Source organism: Sporomusa sphaeroides DSM 2875, from assembly GCF_001941975.2.
Classification (GTDB): domain Bacteria; phylum Bacillota; class Negativicutes; order Sporomusales; family Sporomusaceae; genus Sporomusa; species Sporomusa sphaeroides.
The window spans coordinates 3,321,188-3,337,364 of record NZ_CP146991.1; the positions used below are offsets into that span (position 1 = coordinate 3,321,188).

Here is a 16,177-nt window from a genome sequence, read left to right on the forward strand (position 1 = left end):
TTAGTTTTTGGCCACAATCTTAGCAGATATTTCCTTGCAAGCCACCGCATCGACACAATAGCCGTCAGCGCCGATTTTTTCGGCAAATTCCGGATATAAGGGAGCGCCGCCAACCAGCACCTTCACCTTATCTCTCAAGCCGGCTTCGGTGATGGCATCAATAGTATCCTGCATGGCCATCATGGTAGTGGTAAGAAGCGCGCACATGCCGACAATCTGTGGCTTATGCTCCTTGATAGCCTCAACAAAAGCCTCTGGTGTAACATCCACACCCAGGTCCACTACATTGAAGCCGCCGCTTTCCAGCAGCATGACTACCAGATTTTTGCCGATATCGTGCAAATCGCCCTTTACCGTGCCCATGACAAAGGTGGATACATTAGCCGAATCCTCCGCCGATAACAGCGGCTTAACAATGGTTAACCCTTCAGACAAAGCTTTGGCCGACATCATAACTTCCGGAATAAACATTTCGCCTGCCTTGAACTTGGGCGCAACGATGTCCATGCCGGCCAGCAAGCCCTTGCTGACGATCTCCATCGGCTTTACACCGGCTGCTATCATCCCCTGGGTAATCGTCTTTACCTCTTCATCATCACCCTGATACACCGCTTCTGCTAACTTTTCGAAATTGCTCATACAATATCTACCTCCTAAAATTTGAATTTTGCTTTCCTTCAGCGTTATTGTGCCGTCACTTTTAACTATTGCACAATTCGTGCCACCCTTTTTTGCAGGCGATAAAAATAGTGTAAAGAATGGAAATTTTTTAAAATTACTCATTTTTTTCAATAAACTATTCGTAATAAAAGCATTTTGGGGCATTTTAGCCGGTAAACCCGGGTGCCTAGATTAACCACTTTCCCTGAAAACCACGAAATCAGTGCCGCGGACCTTCCCTACCGAAAGGATTCCTTTCACTCAAATACAGGAAAATTACAGCTACTGCTGTCATTATTTTTCGAATATTTCAACAAAATAGCACCTTGCTGACTATTGTGAAAAGTAGTGCAAGGCAGTGAAAGTTTTTCTTTCAGTTGATAGGAATATTTGCAGGCGGTAAAGAAAACACGGCTTGCGCCGAGCCTTTGGCGACGATGGAAGCCGAAGTTGCCCTTTTAAACACACACAACCTTACATCCTGTGAATCAGCAAAAAGAGGCCGCGTTGAACGACAGTCCAACGCGGCCTTTTTGTCTAGCCCAGTTTATCAAGTTCTGCCTGGTTAAGCCCTTTATCTGCGAGATATTTTTTAAGCTCCCGGACAGTAGCCTCAGGCAGTTCCGGTCTTGCGTACGCTGCCAGCATTTTATCCATCTTTTTATTGATATTCTGCAGTATTTCTTGGTTTGGATCACCGGTAACAGCCCCTTTAAGGCTGATTTCCGGTAAGAAAGATTCTTTACGGCAATGCCGCATAGTATGAGTCTGAGTTAAGAAATGACCAGCAATGCCTACGTTATTAATTACATCAATAGCAAGAGTCTCCTCGTTAACCTCTATCCCTTTTAAGAAACGTCTGACCATACCGATAATCTCAAAATCCGCAATCAGCTTTTCATAACTTATGCAGCTATAACTGTCAACAATACCGGCAGCATGGATAATGATATTGGTTTTTGCCCCATGTGCGGCCAACAGTGTGAGCATACTCTCATAACCGGCTTGTATTGACAGCGACTTCGCATCGGTTACAGCACCACCTCCCCGGCAAGGAAGTCCATAGGCCTTTGCCAGCCGCGCCCCGTACTGATAACATAACGCTCCTTCCGGCGAACCACTGGCAATACTGCCGCTCTTCATATCAGAGGTGGTGGTTTGGGTTCCGTATACCACAGGTGTGCCTGGATTCATCATCTGAGCGACGGCAATACCGGCCAAAACTTCTGCATTATGCAAGGCCATTGTGCCTGCCAGGGTTATCGGCGCAGTCGTCCCCGCCATAGCGCAGGCCGCAATAACTGCCGGCTGAGAATACTTAGTAAAGACTAATAAGGTCTCTAACATCGTACGGTCTAACTGCAGCGGCGTATTAGTATTGACAATGGTCGTCGCCCTGGGCTTATTTACCAAGTCAGCTTTACCAAAAACGATGCCTAACATGTCCATAAGCGCTTCTACCTCATCGGCTTTGCCTGATCCGGTAACAATGCATTTATCGGAATGCAGCAGTGTAGCGTATAACAAGGCACCGATACCCTGGTCAGCCGGTTGGACAATCATCCCTCCATTGGCGTTAAAATGGTCGCATTGTTGATAAAGCTTCAAAAACCGGACATAATCCTCCATTTGCGCCGGCCGCTTGCTGCCATCAAGCTCCAGTACGAGCGGCGGACCATAGGCGGGGAAGCACTCGACGTTATCGCCGCCCACGGTAATATCATACTTGGAATTACGCGCATACATCGCAAAGGACGACGGAGCCTTGCCAATCCACTCCAGCAGTTGTTCTTCGGTAAAATAAGCCGTTTGCCCGTCAACCTTGATTCCGTTTTTCTGTAAAAGCTCAATTACGTCCGGATGAAGAAACTTCATGCCGGTTTTTTCAAGAATTTTCACCGTTGCCAGATGTATCTGCTTTAAGTCTTCCGTCATAGTCGCTACACTCATGTCCATCCCCCTATTCTTATCCCTTTTCTGTTAGTTACCGGCCACTATCTTAGCAGCCATTTCCTTGCAGGCCACGGCATCGACACAATAGCCGTCAGCCCCGATTTTTTCGGCAAACTCCGGATATAAGGGAGCGCCGCCAACCAGCACCTTCACCTTATCTCTCAGGCCGGCTTCGGTGATGGCATCAAGAGTATCCTGCATGGCCATCATGGTAGTGGTGAGCAGTGCGCACATGCCGACAATCCGGGGCTTATGCTCCTTAATGGCCGCAACAAAAGCCTCTGGCGTAACATCCACACCCAGATCTACTACATTGAAGCCGCCGCTTTCCAGCAGCATGACTACCAGGTTTTTGCCGATATCATGTAAATCGCCTTTTACCGTGCCCATGACAAAGGTGGATACATTGGCCGAATCCTCCGCCGACAACAGCGGCTTGACAATGCTCAGCCCTTCGGATAAGGCTTTGGCCGACATCATAACTTCCGGAATAAACATCTCTCCGGCCTTGAACTTGGGCGCGACGATGTCCATGCCGGCCAGCAGGCCCTTGCTGACAATCTCCATCGGATTTACCCCGGCTGCTACCATACCCTGGGTAATTGTCTTTACCGCTAAATCATCACCCTGATACACCGCTTCTGCCAGCTTTTCGAAATTGCTCATACAGTACCGACCTCCTAAAAATTTGGTATTGATTATACGCATAATGACACCGGTAAAAACGTGCTTGTGCCACTGCCCATAACTATTGCACAATTCGTGCCACTTATTGATTATGTTGCAAAAATAACATAATCTCTTTTTCAAAAACCAGCAAGACGGGGGACGGTGGTATCGTCTTACCAATTCAAGCAAGACAATGCCACCGCCCCCCGTCTTATAAATAATTATAAATTACCCAGCTCTTTGCAACGTGAAACACATGCTTTTATACCCTCTGTTAAGCAACGGTCAAAGCCGAGTTCGTCCATTTTATCAAGCGCTGCAAGCGTTGTTCCACCCTTCAAGCGGAGCTTATCCTCCAGCATTTCGGCACTCATCCCGGAATTCAGCAGCATCTCTGCACGCCTTTCATGGTTTGCACAAAAAGCCGTAATGCAGTATCTTCGTCAAATCCCATATGTACGGCTTCTTTCAAGATAACACGAGTCATATGGTAAAAATAAGCCGGGGCAGATCCATTAATTGGAACCACCTCACACATAAGCGACTCCGGTATTTCTTCTACAATACCGCAACTTGACAAAAAACATTCAACTGCTTTATAGTCATCATCAGCTACTGTTTCAGCGCGTGAAACTGCAAAAGCGCCCAATCCCACTTGGGCCGTTAGCGTAGGCATACACCTAATCACTTTACAGTCTTTTCCCAATTGTTCCTGATACCATTTGATGCTGACTCCTGCTGCAAGTGAAAGAAAAATAGTGTCTGCAGATAAAGCATTCTTAATTTGCTGCATGATTGAATCGATTACCTGAGGGGTTACAGCAACTACAACAACGCGAGCGCTTTTAACCAAATCATCAATTGATGAAAAAACGGTGTACCCCTTTTCCCTAAAATCATCACATACTTTTTGTGAGACATCGAAAATTCCAATCCGGTTCGGAAAATAAACACCGCTCTTCTCTACCCCTGCAAGCAATGCCTTTACAATATTACCAGCTCCTATACAGCCAACTATTGTACTCATTAAAACATCTCCTAAAAAATATTATGTAGTATGACACAACTATCGTGCCATCACCTTTGACTATTGCAAAATTCGTACCAGTTTTTGAATATGTTAAAAAGCAACGTATTTTTTAGCAAGACAAACTTGTACCGCAACCGGACATGGATAATTTTGTTTTGCGAATATTTAAAATAAATGCAGTTTACTAATTATCGCAAAAGATGTTATAATAACTGAAAAAATCCCTTCAGTTGATAAGAACATGTGCCGATCTTTTTATTGACAGGGAGGCCGCTTAATGGTAAAAAAAACGTATGAAGAGCTGGAGTCTGAAAACCGCTTATTGCATGCCATGTTTGATGTAGTATCCGACGGGGCTTATGCAGTAAGCGTGGATGGCACTGTTCTCTTCTACAACAAAGCCTTTGAAAAAATGGAGGGGACAACCCGCAGCCAGATGGTGGGAAAAAAAGATTTTGACGTATATCCGGGATTTGAAAACTTCCAGCGGCATGTTGTATGCAAAAATCCCGAACCATTGCGGGATCAGCATATGACCTATACGTCGATAAGCGGCAAAAAAGTTGATATTGTATATAATTCCTACCCGTTTTTTCAGGATGGAAAATTATCTGCCGTCATTTCCATTGGCAGAGATAAGCCCTCCATAAACGAATTAGTTACCATGGTGCTAAATTCATTTAACAGTAAAAAATCTAACAGAGTCACCAATGGCACCATCTATACGTTGGAAGATATTATCGGCAGCAGTACCGTCATCCGGCAAACCCTGAAACAAGCCCGCAAAATGGCGCAGAGCCAGTCTACCGTCATGCTTGTGGGGGAAACAGGCACAGGTAAAGAGTTGTTTGCCCAAGGTATACATAACGCCAGTCCTTACAAATCCCGCCCCTTTATTGCCGTAAACTGCGCCGCAATCCCGGAAACACTGATGGAAAGCCTGATGATGGGAACTGTAAAGGGTGCATTTTCCGGAGCATTGGATACGCCCGGTTTTTTTGAGCAGGCTGAAAATGGAACTTTATTTTTAGATGAAATAAACTCGCTGTCTATTTCCTTGCAAGCAAAACTGCTAAGATTACTGCAGGATAAAAAAATACGACGCCTGGGCGATAATAAAGAACGCAAGATTTCGTGCCGGATAATCAGTGCAACCAATCAGGACTTATTTGCGCTGGCAAAGAGCGGCCTTTTCCGTGAAGATCTGTTATACCGTTTGACTCCCGTTATTGCGGATATTCCGCCCTTACGTGAGCGGTTAGAGGACATACCGCTGCTGGCAAGAGAATTTGTAGACCGCTTTAACGATGAACTGGCGCTAAACATAAAAATCATATCCCAGGATTTGATGCAGCTATTTTTATATTACCGCTGGCCGGGAAATGTGCGTGAATTGGAGCATATCATTGAAAGCGCGATGAGCCTGGCCGAAAATACAGAAACCATATTATCCAGGGAGCATCTGCCCAGGATGTTAAAAAAGAGACTGATGAGTGATCAAACAAAGTCCGGCTCAAGTGATAGTGAAGCAGGTGCCAATAAGTCGCTAGCCGAACTGTTGCGTCAATACGAGAAAGAAACCATTGAAAACGCACTGATACTAAAGAATGGGAACGTAAGCCAGTGCGCTATTCAACTGGGAATTACCAGGCAAAATTTGCATTATCACCTCCGCCGGCATGGAATTAAAGCTGTTTTGTATAAAGCCCAGTCTGTCGGCGATGCAACAGATTCCCCTGTGCCTTAAACGAAAACCGGTTACTGTGGCCGCCAACCACCGTAACCGGTTAATTACACTGCAACAAAAGCCGCCAGGCGCGAGAGTGGAACTCGCAGCTGGCGGCTTCTTTAACATGTCATGCCATTATATCAAAAAATAATCCCTTGGCAACGCCGTAGTAGCCATTGGTAAGACTGGGCAGCGGCAGCAGATTATCCTTATGGATAAGCGCGCTGAAAGCCTTGTTGTAAGTTACACCGGCAATGCCGTCCGAACTGCCTACCAGCCGCTGCAAGGAATCCAGATTGTTCGTTGCCGCTTCTGTCAGCCGATTCTCGTTAACGCTGAGCTTGCCGCCGGCACCCACGTCAATCCCCAGTTGGGACAAAGAACCAGCGGAAAAGCGAATGTTCGCAAATGAACCGGCCAGATTGGAAATAGCTTTTGACGAACCGGCATTGGCTTTCAGATGCTCCACCACAGCATTATAGGCGCCGGCAAATTGTTTAACCGCGTTCACCAGCTTACCGGCATCCATCTGATCCGGACTTACCTTAGCCTCGCCGGTTCCGGTCAGGGTAGCGGAAACGCCCTCGGCCAGTTCAATTTCATTTTTCCCGGAAGTATGGCTAACACCGTTCACACGGTAAACAGCATCCTGCGCCGTCTCCTGGCGCTCTGTCTGCAACTGCTGCTCCAGCGCTCCGGTCATGGTCACGCTGAAGGCGGTTGCGGCTCCTGTTCCGCTGGTGTAAAGCTGCAGCTGACTTTTACCGTCCTTTTCCGTGACGCTGGCTTTCAGGCTGCCGCCTGATTCATTGACCTTCTCTGCGATTGACTGCAAGGCCTGCTTGTTGGTCGTGCCGGCAGTGAAATTAAAGTCAAACTTATAGGTTTTATCACCGCTGTTCAAGGTAAGACTGCTCTTACCGGCAAAAGCTCCCGCACCTTCCGCAGCCAGAGCAGCATAGGCCGTTTTCTGTCCGCCGGCAAGCTGACTTACCTCCACATTAAAACTGTCACGGCCTGGTGCAAACTTGGACGTCACCGTGACGACCTTGCTGTTATCACTGCCATAGCCAATTTGGTTGACGGCGCTGTTCAGGCTGGTATTTTTCAGATCATAAGCTGCATCCTTCAATGCTTTCATCGACGAATCAAAGCCGTTGTAAAAGCTTGACGCCAGGTTATTGTAATTCTCGACAATCTCTGTGGCCATAGCAAGTTTTTTCTGCCGGTCAGCCAGGATACTGGCCAATTGGTTCCTGCTGTCTGACGCATAATCATAAAGCACATCAGACCCGCCGGGCAAGAGGGTGCCTGTGCGGCCTGTCTGACCGTTATTGGCAAAATCCTGCCTTTGCAGCATTGACGCATAAATGCCATATTGTCCCCACGAGGTATATTGGTTAGCAACAGAACCGCTCCTAAACACGCTGCTCACTCCTTTGCACCCGGACGTTCATCCCTGATTCGCCTTCTGCTGTGTTTGGACACGCCTTCCTTACTTTTTTTGTACCACAATCCCCCGAGTTTTGCAAGAAAATCTTGTAAATTGCTAAACCTTAAAGGTGAAGTTCTTTAATGAGGAATGAGATAAGCAACTAAAACAGCCTGAGGCAATCCAAAGCGGATCATCCCAGGCTGTTTCCTGTTAAATTATTTTCTGTCGCCTGCTTCCCCGGCAGCAGCCGCTGGTAATGGGAAGCTTCGTTGTCCGGCTGTTTAGCAGTTGGTTACAGCACCCAACCAGACTTAGGCAAGCTCGAAACGGTCAAGGTTCATAACCTTAGTCCACACCGCTACAAAATCTTGCAGGAATTTCTCCTGAGAATCCTGGCAGCCATAGACTTCCGCAACTGCCCGGAGCTGTGAATTGGAGCCGAAAATGAGATCAATACGGGTGCCGGTCCATTTAAGTTCACCGGTGGTGCGATCGCGGCCTTCAAAGACCTCGGCTTCCTCGGAAACGGCCTTCCACACCGTACCCATATCCAGCAAATTCACAAAGAAATCATTGGTAAGCGCTTCCGGACGCTTGGTGAACACGCCGTGCTGAGACTGCCCGAAGTTGGCATTCAAGGCACGCATGCCGCCGACCAAAACGGTCATCTCCGGAGCGGACAAAGTCAGTAACTGTGCCCGGTCTACCAGCATTTCCTCGGCTGATACGGCATATTTGGCCTTCATATAATTGCGGAAGCCGTCCGCCTTTGGTTCCATCACGGCAAAAGAATAAATTTCAGTCTGTTCCTGGGTGGCATCCGTGCGACCCGGCGTAAAGGGAACAGTCACTTCATAACCGGCATTCTTTGCCGCTTTCTCGACAGCCGCGCAGCCGCCCAGAACAATCAGATCGGCCAGGGAAACCTTCTTAGAGCCTTGCTGTGCCTTGTTGAACTCTGCCTGAATTTTTTCCAGAGCTGCAAGCACCTTCGCAAGCTGCTCCGGCTGGTTAACCTCCCAGTCTTTTTGCGGAGCGAGACGAATGCGCGCCCCATTGGCTCCACCGCGCTTGTCAGAGCCGCGGAAGGTGGAGGCCGACGCCCAGGCTGTTGAAACCAGCTCGGGAATCGACAGACCGGCAGCAAGCAGCTTTGCCTTGAGTTCTGCAATATCCTGTTCGTTAATCAATTCATGATCGACCGCCGGCACCGGGTCCTGCCAGATTAGCTCCTCTGCCGGAACTTCCGGTCCGAGATAACGGCAACGGGGTCCCATATCACGATGTGTCAGCTTGAACCAGGCCCGGGCAAAAGCATCTGCGAACTCCTCAGGGTTATCACGGTACCGCTTGGCAATCGGACCATAGATGGGATCCATTCTTAGGGAAAGATCTGCGGTAGTCATCATCGGTGCATGACGCTTGGACGGGTCGTGCGCATCCTCCACCGTAGTTGCCGCAGCCGGGTCGGTCGGTATCCACTGCCAGGCGCCGGCAGGACTTTTAACCAAATCCCAGTCATATTTGAATAAAGTCTCTAAATAACCCATATCCCAGGTTGTCGGGTTTGGTTTCCAGGCGCCTTCAATGCCGCTGCCGATGGTATAACCGCCATTGCCGCTCCCAAAGCTGTTTTTCCAGCCGAGGCCCTGCTCTTCAAGGCCGGCGGCTTCAGGTTCAGGCCCTACATGGGTCGCGGGGCCGGCGCCATGGCATTTGCCAAACGTGTGACCGCCGGCAACAAGTGCGACCGTTTCTTCATCATTCATAGCCATACGGGCAAAGGTATCGCGAACGTCACGGCCGGAAGCAAGTACGCTGGGCTGTCCATTAGGACCTTCCGGATTCACGTAAATCAGGCCCATCTGCACGGCGGCAAGCGGATTTTCAAGATCCCGCTGGCCGGAATAACGCTTATCGCCCAGCCATTCGCCTTCAGAGCCCCAATAAATATCCTCTTCCGGTTCCCAAATATCAACGCGTCCACCGGCAAAACCGAAGGTTTTAAGACCCATGGATTCCAGAGCGCAGTTTCCGGCAAGAATCATCAGGTCTGCCCAGGAAATCTTCCTGCCATATTTCTGTTTAATCGGCCAAAGCAGCCGGCGGGCTTTATCGAGATTTACATTGTCAGGCCAGCTGTTGAGGGGGGCAAAGCGCTGTGAGCCGGAACCCGCGCCGCCGCGTCCATCCCCCAGACGATAGGTACCGGCACTATGCCACGCCATCCGGATAAAAAGCGGTCCATAATGACCGTAATCAGCAGGCCACCAATCCTGGGAATCGGTCATCAGCGCATATAGGTCCTTCTTTACGGCGTCAAGGTCCAGACTCTTGAACTCTTCTGCATAGTTGAAATCCTCGCCCATCGGATTGGATTTTGCAGGATGCTGATGCAGAATATTCAGGTTCAATTGATTAGGCCACCAATCCCGGTTTGAGGTGCCACCACCGGCAACGGCTTTTCTGGTCATGCCTGTCACCGGGCACTTGCTTTCATTACTCATGAGACCAACTCCTTCTTTTATTTTTCTATTTTGGCAATGCAACTAGGGCATACACCATGGAAATAGACATTCTTTTCCGCAATTTGAAAACCACGCAGTTCTTCTGATACGAACTGGTCGATATTCACTGCAAAATTATAGATGCTGCCACAGGAAGAGCATTTGAAATGCCCATGGTTTTCCATCACGATGTCATATCTCGTTTCATTCTCCTCAACCGACAAAATGCGAACTAAGTGGGCCTCAAGGAAGATATTCAATGTGTTGTATACGGTAGCTTTGGACAAAGTAGGGATCGAACTGCGCAGCGCGCTGAAAATCTGCTCCACCGTAGGGTGGCATCGGTTTTCAATCAAATACCGTAAAATCATGACACGCTGATGCGACGGGGTAATATTTCTTTTTAGCAGTTCCTGCACAAACGGATTGTTTCTCAGCATTATAATCCCTGCGTTTCTCTCTTGTTAACAATAATCATTACAGTTTTGTAATGATTACATTTTTATTTTATTCAATAAATTAAAACTTGTCAATCTCTAATTACCTGTAAAACTGCTTCAGTAGAAAAATCCTTGGAGCTGAAGTAATAAGCTGTTTGCTGACGCGTCAATTTACAGCATCGCTTCCCTAGCTGCATTGATAGCTTATACACTAAATCATTCGACAAATTCCATTAAATTCCTGCAAGCACAATAGCCGGACACTAAGTGTTCTCCCAATACCTAAAGCCGCTAACAATGTTAGCGGCTCAAAGATGATATCACAATATTATTATACCTGTGTCAGACAGCTTGAACTGCCCGCACAGGTACGAAAGTGCTCAAAAATAATTATGAAGCGCAAACCTTATTTTTCTCTGACTGGTTCTTAGTTGCCTGCCAACATAATATTGATCCCAAACATACCATACATACACCCTGCCAGAAGGGAACTGAAAGCGGGGCATTTAAAAGCAACGAGCCTAACAACGATGATAATATCGGCGTGAAATAGGAGGCACTGGCAAGTACTGAGACATTGCCATGCAAAATACCATAATTCCAGGAAGCATACCCAAAACCTATCGCGCAGCCTGCCACCAGCACATACATTATGGCCCGCACACTAAGATTGGGCACAGCAGCTCCGCTAATGAAGAACTTAACCCAAAGAACTGCAGCAGTAAGAATAAAAAATAGGGTAATTCCGTTTTTCCCTGCCGCTAACCTATTTGTGATAGTGCAGTATGCAGCCCAAATGAAAGCGCCTGCAAAGGCTAAAGCATAACTAAATGTATTGCTTTTTATATTGCTAATCATCCCACTTACATCCAGACCTTTCTCGCCTCCTAATACCCAACAAACGCCAAGAAGGCAAAGGATCAGCCCCGGAATTATCAGAAGTGTGGATTTTTGTTTATTAAAAAGGATAGCAAATACAATGGTAAGACAAGGCCACAGATAGTTTATAATATTGATTTCAATTGCCTGATTCCCATTGTTGGCAAAGCCAATCGCCATCGCAAAAGATATTTCATAGGCCACAAATAAAAAACCTCCCAGTAGCAAATATTTCCAAGGGAAAGTTTTTATTTTGGGTACTCCAAACGTAACAATAAGAATCACAGACGCGGAGGTATAGATCATAGCAATACCTCCAATCGGGCCAAGCAGTTCACTTACACTGTGAATTAAACCAACCATTGTGCTCCAAAGTATGATAGCAATTAGTCCAATAAAAGTAGCATTGCTCCTGGTGCGTGTATTCAACGACATAATCCCCTTTTTAATGAAGTAGTAATTCAGGCTTGTTAAAAATGCCCAATAAAGTCAGCTAGCGCAACTTTCACTTGCCGTAATATCCATATTGCATACAATTGCCCCCTGTCACCTGTACCTTGTCATTTACCTATTGTACTATACAACGGGTTTACTATAAAGTAAAACGACAAATTCTTACTTCAGATATGAGAAAGTATCATATCTGAAAATATAATGGGACTAGGTATCCGCCACCTTGTCCTTATAGTTATGCGGGCATTAAAAATCTGAAAAGACAGATACTAAGCAATACATTAAATAAGGAGTGAGCCCTATGAGTAATCAAGCTATATTATGGTCAATGCTGATCGTTCCTTGGTTAACACTATTCTTCATACCTAAAGAAAATATCAAATATTATATGCCTGTCGCTCTATTCTCTGCACTTACAAGTATACTGGTTGTAGAGACAGGAGAAAATCTAGGTTGGTTTATTTATGCAGAAGTTGCTTTGCCGCTAAGAACGCATTCGTATGTTATTTTTGGATTAAATATTGTGACAACTATATGGTTATTCCACTTTGCCTATGGTAGATTTTGGTTCTATCTGGTAATTGACATACTCCTAAACTTTGGATTTATCTATTTATTTCATGTTTATTTTCTTGGCAGTAGAGGACTGTTTCAGGAAGTAGGCATTACCCCTTTTGTAAACGCTGTAATTACTACGCTTGATGGTGTATTAATATACGGTTATCAAATGTGGCAAGAGGGAATATTGGTTAGGTCTGAAAAAAACATCTGCAGAACAAAATTACAACCAGCAGCGGCGAAGTCACTCCGTGATGATAATCCCAATGACTAACTACATCTTATTCTAACTTCGTGCTCATTGCTTTGAGAACTATTCTCATTGCTTATTCTCCCAATCAATTATTACTGAGAGTATGGCCTGCCTCATCCAGGGAAACGCTAATATCAACCATTACTCCAAAGAGGTGCAATATGAGCGATCTATATCAAAGCAAGCAAACCGGAAATTCTCCCCGCGTTACCCTTGGTGATCCTAAATACGTTTCCAACAAGGAAAGTGCCAAAGAAGTAAATTCGATCAATAAACCTCAGTTACCGGAGGGAAATAGAGAAAAATGACGATATACCGCCTAAAAGGCGGTATATTCTTTTTCCCCCGGTAACTCTATCGACTTCAAGGGACGCCGGGACAGGCCGTTTGTCCCATTAAAAAGAGGGGTCGCTTTGCGCTTTTTCATAAAGCGTTTTGCGACACCCCTTTTTTGTTTTTAGCATTCACTACCAAAGCATATTTATGTAATACTGCATATAATGGCATAAAGTATTTTTTTTTGTATGTGGTATTATATTGGAGGTTAGCGTATGGACAGAAAATATTATAGTGAAAAGGAATGCTGCTATCATCCTCACGAGAAAGAATGCTGTTGTGAACCTACGGTTATAATTAACAACTGTTTAGGTTCCAACTTGTCGACAGGTCCTACCGGCCCCACGGGACCAACTGGACCGACAGGCGCTACGGGAGCAACAGGTCCGACTGGTGTTACAGGTGCTGACGGAGTAACCGGTCCAACGGGTCCCACTGGAGCCGACGGTGCAACCGGACCTACAGGTGCTACTGGCGCCTTTGATACCGGAGAAACTCTCTTTAGCGTACTTGGCCCTGTAGGAACAGCCACTGTAGGGTTTGGCGAGAGTTTAATCTTCCAATCCACAACACTGGATATTACTGTGACTGAAGGCTCTGCAATTGTGACAATTGAAGATATTACTCCTATCGGTCCGACTGGACCTACTGGCGAAACTGGAGCTACCGGACCGACTGGATCTACCGGCGAAACTGGAGCTACCGGACCGACTGGACCTACTGGCGAAACTGGAGCTACCGGACCGACTGGACCTACTGGCGAAACTGGAGCTACCGGACCGACTGGACCTACTGGCGAAACTGGAGCTACCGGACCAACTGGACCTACTGGCGAAACTGGAGCTACCGGACCAACTGGACCTACTGGCGAAACTGGAGCTACCGGACCAACTGGACCTACTGGCGAAACTGGAGCTACCGGACCGACTGGACCTACTGGCGAAACTGGAGCTACCGGACCAACTGGACCTACTGGCGAAACTGGGGCCACCGGCCCGACTGGACCTACTGGCGAAACTGGAGCTACCGGACCAACTGGACCTACTGGCGAAACTGGTGTTACCGGACCAACTGGACCTACTGGCGAAACTGGGACCACCGGCCCGACTGGACCTACTGGCGAAACTGGAGTTACCGGCCCGACTGGACCTACCGGCGAAACTGGAGTTACCGGCCCGACTGGACCTACCGGCGAAACTGGAGTTACCGGCCCGACTGGACCTACCGGCGAAACTGGAGCTACCGGCCCGACTGGACCTACTGGAACGGCTGGTCTATTTATGGTCCCATTCTCTACTGGATATACTGCTATCGCAACCCCCACAACAAATGCAGCTGGCCAATCTTTGCGCATTGCGGTTACTGGATTTGGAGAAAGTGGACTTAACATTGCACTAGGAGCGCCTAACGGCAATACTTTTTCGCCTGTTATAGCGGATGATTTTTATATGTTTACCTTACCTGCTGACGTAATACTCACTAAGATAGTGGCAAGTGTGGTGAACGGCGCAGCTATTGATCTCACTGCTTTTAACAACCTTGTTCCCTATATTGTTATTGCGACTGCACCACCTGATAGCAGAAACTTCACATTTGTTCCAGAAACTTATTTTGATACAGCACCATATCTAGGGGGACAAATTTACCCCGCTAATACTACTATTGTAAACGGCGAATCAAATGACATTAGTGTTACATTGACAAAGGGAACACAAGTCATGATCTGCCTGGGACTTAAAATGCCCGTAGGTCCATCATTGGCGCTAGCACCAACGATGGGATTTAATGGCGGTCTGATTATGCGTTTGGCATAAATTTAAGTACCAGTATTTTGGTGCTCAGATTATAAATTCCATTGTAAAGCGGCTGGTCAATTGACCAGCCGCTCTTTCGTAATATCGATTCCGAAAATACCGTTTCTTTACTATTTAAAATATCAGCAATTCTGAATGGGTCATGCTCTAGCTGCGGGCTGTTTATTAGTTTGTTAATAACTGTGCTCGTGTTCGTCTTCCTCGGCATCTGCCTTTGTTAGATGTATTGTTCCTTTTGGATGTTGGGGTGGCGCATAGATTGAATACAGTTTCAACGGTCTTTCCCCAGTATTAATTAAGTTATGCCAGGTCCCTGCCGGAATAATAAAGGCATAACCAGGGCCTACGTTTTTTTGGAAGCATAAATCATTTTTGCGAAGACCCATTTTAACAATCCCTACCCCTTTTTCAATACGAATGAACTGGTCAAGATCGGAGTGAACTTCCAACCCGATTTCACCGCCAACAGGAATACACATTAGAGTTAGCTGCATAAATTCGCCCGTCCACATAGTGGTGCGAAATGCCTTATTTTGTTTTGCTGTCTGCGCTATATTTATAACAAAAGGTTTTGGACCATGGTCAGACAATTGATATCATCCTCCTTTTCCGGAGTTTATTACCATTATATGACGCTGCGCAGAATTAGGTGATGTAATCTATTATGTCTTCCATACTGGAGCGGATGAAGGGAATCACACAGGGACAAGGTACCTGGTCTTTGTCCCTGTAATAATATTACATTCTAAGCAGGAATATACTGTAAGTTAATCGTATTTTATAATTGGAAAATATTAACATGGCAATTAATATATAGGAAGGTTTTGGAGGTGGTTCATATGCCATTAACCAAAGAGCAAAAGAAAAAAATTTATGAAGAAGAACGTGAACGTATTAGGGCCAGAGAACGCATCGAGGCTGAACGTGCTCGGCGCAACCAGCCAAAATTCCCAAAGATAAAAGAACGGATAAAAAATTGGATCATTGTGTTAGGTTTTTTTCTTATGCTTTACATTGTATTAGGTGGAAATAACTAGCCAATCATGGACAAGCCCCTTGTTCCTGCCCACATAGTGATGTTTAACCACTCAAGGCCAGCAGGCTTATTTCAGAACCCAACCCCAATTAAGTTCTACTTTCTGTTGGATAAAAAAAAAGCCGGCTATTATACCGGTTTATATATTAATAACCTTTTTAAGCCTATCTAGCTCTCTGTCATGTTTACGTATTAATAAGTCTTGTGTATCAACCTTCATAGCTATAGTATTAAGCTTCTCTATTATCATATCATTAACATCTTGTTGAACTTCTCTAGCGTCAATTAAAGCCTTTAACATAGTACCGTGATTATATTCTATGCGTGTTGTAGCAGCTTCAATACGTGCCTGTCCTGCTTTGAGTTCCTTAATCTCAGCAAGCATCTGTTTTAGTAATTCTTCCACCATACCACCTCTTAGCAAT

General features: G+C 46.2%; 15 protein-coding genes and 1 pseudogene. 6 read left to right on the top strand and 10 right to left on the bottom strand.

Annotation, left to right across the window (positions count from 1 at the left end; all coding sequences use genetic code 11):
- From SPSPH_RS15520 to SPSPH_RS15540, 4 genes and pseudogenes are all read right to left on the bottom strand, one after another.
- Positions 1–639 carry a corrinoid protein gene (locus SPSPH_RS15520; RefSeq protein ID WP_075757327.1) on the bottom strand — a complete coding sequence of 213 codons (639 nt, stop codon included), beginning with the start codon at positions 637–639 and terminating at the stop codon, positions 1–3.
- A gap of 558 nt (positions 640–1,197) precedes the next feature.
- Positions 1,198–2,610, bottom strand: coding sequence for a trimethylamine methyltransferase family protein (locus tag SPSPH_RS15525; RefSeq protein ID WP_075757326.1), 1,413 nt, complete (start codon positions 2,608–2,610; stop codon positions 1,198–1,200).
- 30 nt (positions 2,611–2,640) lie between these two features.
- On the bottom strand, positions 2,641–3,279 hold the full coding sequence (locus SPSPH_RS15530) for a cobalamin B12-binding domain-containing protein (RefSeq protein ID WP_075757325.1): 639 nt from the start codon (positions 3,277–3,279) through the stop codon (positions 2,641–2,643).
- A 224-nt stretch (positions 3,280–3,503) separates the two neighbouring features.
- Positions 3,504–4,309: pseudogene (locus tag SPSPH_RS15540) on the bottom strand (pyrroline-5-carboxylate reductase family protein).
- Between the two features lie 280 nt (positions 4,310–4,589).
- On the opposite strand from SPSPH_RS15540, the gene SPSPH_RS15545 reads away from it, so the two are divergent.
- Positions 4,590–6,059, top strand: a complete 1,470-nt coding sequence (locus SPSPH_RS15545; RefSeq protein ID WP_075757324.1) for a sigma-54 interaction domain-containing protein — start codon at positions 4,590–4,592, stop codon at positions 6,057–6,059.
- 109 nt (positions 6,060–6,168) lie between these two features.
- Here the strand turns inward: SPSPH_RS15545 and fliD are convergent, their stop codons facing one another.
- From fliD to yddG, 4 genes are all read right to left on the bottom strand, one after another.
- A complete protein-coding gene (gene fliD / locus SPSPH_RS15550) occupies positions 6,169–7,467 on the bottom strand; it encodes a flagellar filament capping protein FliD (protein WP_075757323.1) in 1,299 nt (432 codons plus the stop codon).
- 320 nt (positions 7,468–7,787) lie between these two features.
- Positions 7,788–9,983, bottom strand: coding sequence for a catalase/peroxidase HPI (katG, locus tag SPSPH_RS15555; protein ID WP_075757322.1), 2,196 nt, complete (start codon positions 9,981–9,983; stop codon positions 7,788–7,790).
- 17 nt (positions 9,984–10,000) lie between these two features.
- Entirely contained in the window at positions 10,001–10,423 is a 423-nt protein-coding gene (locus tag SPSPH_RS15560) for a Fur family transcriptional regulator (RefSeq protein WP_075757321.1), read from the bottom strand.
- Positions 10,424–10,813: 390 nt separating this feature from the next.
- Positions 10,814–11,731, bottom strand: a complete 918-nt coding sequence (yddG, locus tag SPSPH_RS15565) for an aromatic amino acid DMT transporter YddG (protein WP_338735846.1) — start codon at positions 11,729–11,731, stop codon at positions 10,814–10,816.
- A gap of 325 nt (positions 11,732–12,056) precedes the next feature.
- Here yddG and SPSPH_RS15570 point away from each other — a divergent pair, with 325 nt between their 5' ends.
- The 4 genes from SPSPH_RS15570 (at position 12,057) to SPSPH_RS15585 (ending at position 14,716) form a co-directional block, all read left to right on the top strand.
- Entirely contained in the window at positions 12,057–12,587 is a 531-nt protein-coding gene (locus SPSPH_RS15570) for a hypothetical protein (protein WP_075757319.1), read from the top strand.
- Positions 12,588–12,727: 140 nt separating this feature from the next.
- A complete protein-coding gene (locus SPSPH_RS15575; protein WP_158027105.1) occupies positions 12,728–12,874 on the top strand; it encodes a hypothetical protein in 147 nt (48 codons plus the stop codon).
- Positions 12,875–13,514: 640 nt separating this feature from the next.
- Positions 13,515–14,300, top strand: coding sequence for a hypothetical protein (locus SPSPH_RS15580; RefSeq protein ID WP_338735850.1), 786 nt, complete (start codon positions 13,515–13,517; stop codon positions 14,298–14,300).
- The gene (locus SPSPH_RS15585; RefSeq protein WP_198931010.1) at positions 14,249–14,716 is read left to right on the top strand and encodes a hypothetical protein; all 468 of its coding nucleotides are present in this window, start codon (positions 14,249–14,251) and stop codon (positions 14,714–14,716) included. Before SPSPH_RS15580 ends, SPSPH_RS15585 begins: the two co-directional genes overlap by 52 nt.
- A 173-nt stretch (positions 14,717–14,889) precedes the next feature.
- On the opposite strand, the gene SPSPH_RS15590 is transcribed toward SPSPH_RS15585, so the two are convergent.
- Positions 14,890–15,306, bottom strand: a complete 417-nt coding sequence (locus SPSPH_RS15590; protein ID WP_075757318.1) for a cupin domain-containing protein — start codon at positions 15,304–15,306, stop codon at positions 14,890–14,892.
- A 249-nt stretch (positions 15,307–15,555) separates the two neighbouring features.
- Between SPSPH_RS15590 and SPSPH_RS15595 the strand changes: the two genes are divergently transcribed.
- The gene (locus tag SPSPH_RS15595; RefSeq protein WP_075757317.1) at positions 15,556–15,753 is read left to right on the top strand and encodes a hypothetical protein; all 198 of its coding nucleotides are present in this window, start codon (positions 15,556–15,558) and stop codon (positions 15,751–15,753) included.
- Positions 15,754–15,891: 138 nt separating this feature from the next.
- Here the strand turns inward: SPSPH_RS15595 and SPSPH_RS15600 are convergent, their stop codons facing one another.
- Positions 15,892–16,161, bottom strand: a complete 270-nt coding sequence (locus SPSPH_RS15600) for a hypothetical protein (RefSeq protein WP_075757316.1) — start codon at positions 16,159–16,161, stop codon at positions 15,892–15,894.
- Positions 16,162–16,177 lie beyond the last annotated feature (16 nt).

Excerpts from the sequence above, each read along its gene's own strand:
- katG (WP_075757322.1), bottom strand. The coding sequence starts at position 9,983 with ATGAGTAATGAAAGCAAGTGCCCGGTGACAGGCATGACCAGAAAAGCC.
- SPSPH_RS15545 (WP_075757324.1), top strand. The coding sequence starts at position 4,590 with ATGGTAAAAAAAACGTATGAAGAGCTGGAGTCTGAAAACCGCTTATTG.
- SPSPH_RS15530 (WP_075757325.1), bottom strand. The coding sequence starts at position 3,279 with ATGAGCAATTTCGAAAAGCTGGCAGAAGCGGTGTATCAGGGTGATGAT.
- SPSPH_RS15520 (WP_075757327.1), bottom strand. The coding sequence starts at position 639 with ATGAGCAATTTCGAAAAGTTAGCAGAAGCGGTGTATCAGGGTGATGAT.
- SPSPH_RS15560 (WP_075757321.1), bottom strand. The coding sequence starts at position 10,423 with ATGCTGAGAAACAATCCGTTTGTGCAGGAACTGCTAAAAAGAAATATT.
- SPSPH_RS15595 (WP_075757317.1), top strand. The coding sequence starts at position 15,556 with ATGCCATTAACCAAAGAGCAAAAGAAAAAAATTTATGAAGAAGAACGT.
- SPSPH_RS15600 (WP_075757316.1), bottom strand. The coding sequence starts at position 16,161 with ATGGTGGAAGAATTACTAAAACAGATGCTTGCTGAGATTAAGGAACTC.
- SPSPH_RS15575 (WP_158027105.1), top strand. The coding sequence starts at position 12,728 with ATGAGCGATCTATATCAAAGCAAGCAAACCGGAAATTCTCCCCGCGTT.
- SPSPH_RS15525 (WP_075757326.1), bottom strand. The coding sequence starts at position 2,610 with ATGAGTGTAGCGACTATGACGGAAGACTTAAAGCAGATACATCTGGCA.
- SPSPH_RS15570 (WP_075757319.1), top strand. The coding sequence starts at position 12,057 with ATGAGTAATCAAGCTATATTATGGTCAATGCTGATCGTTCCTTGGTTA.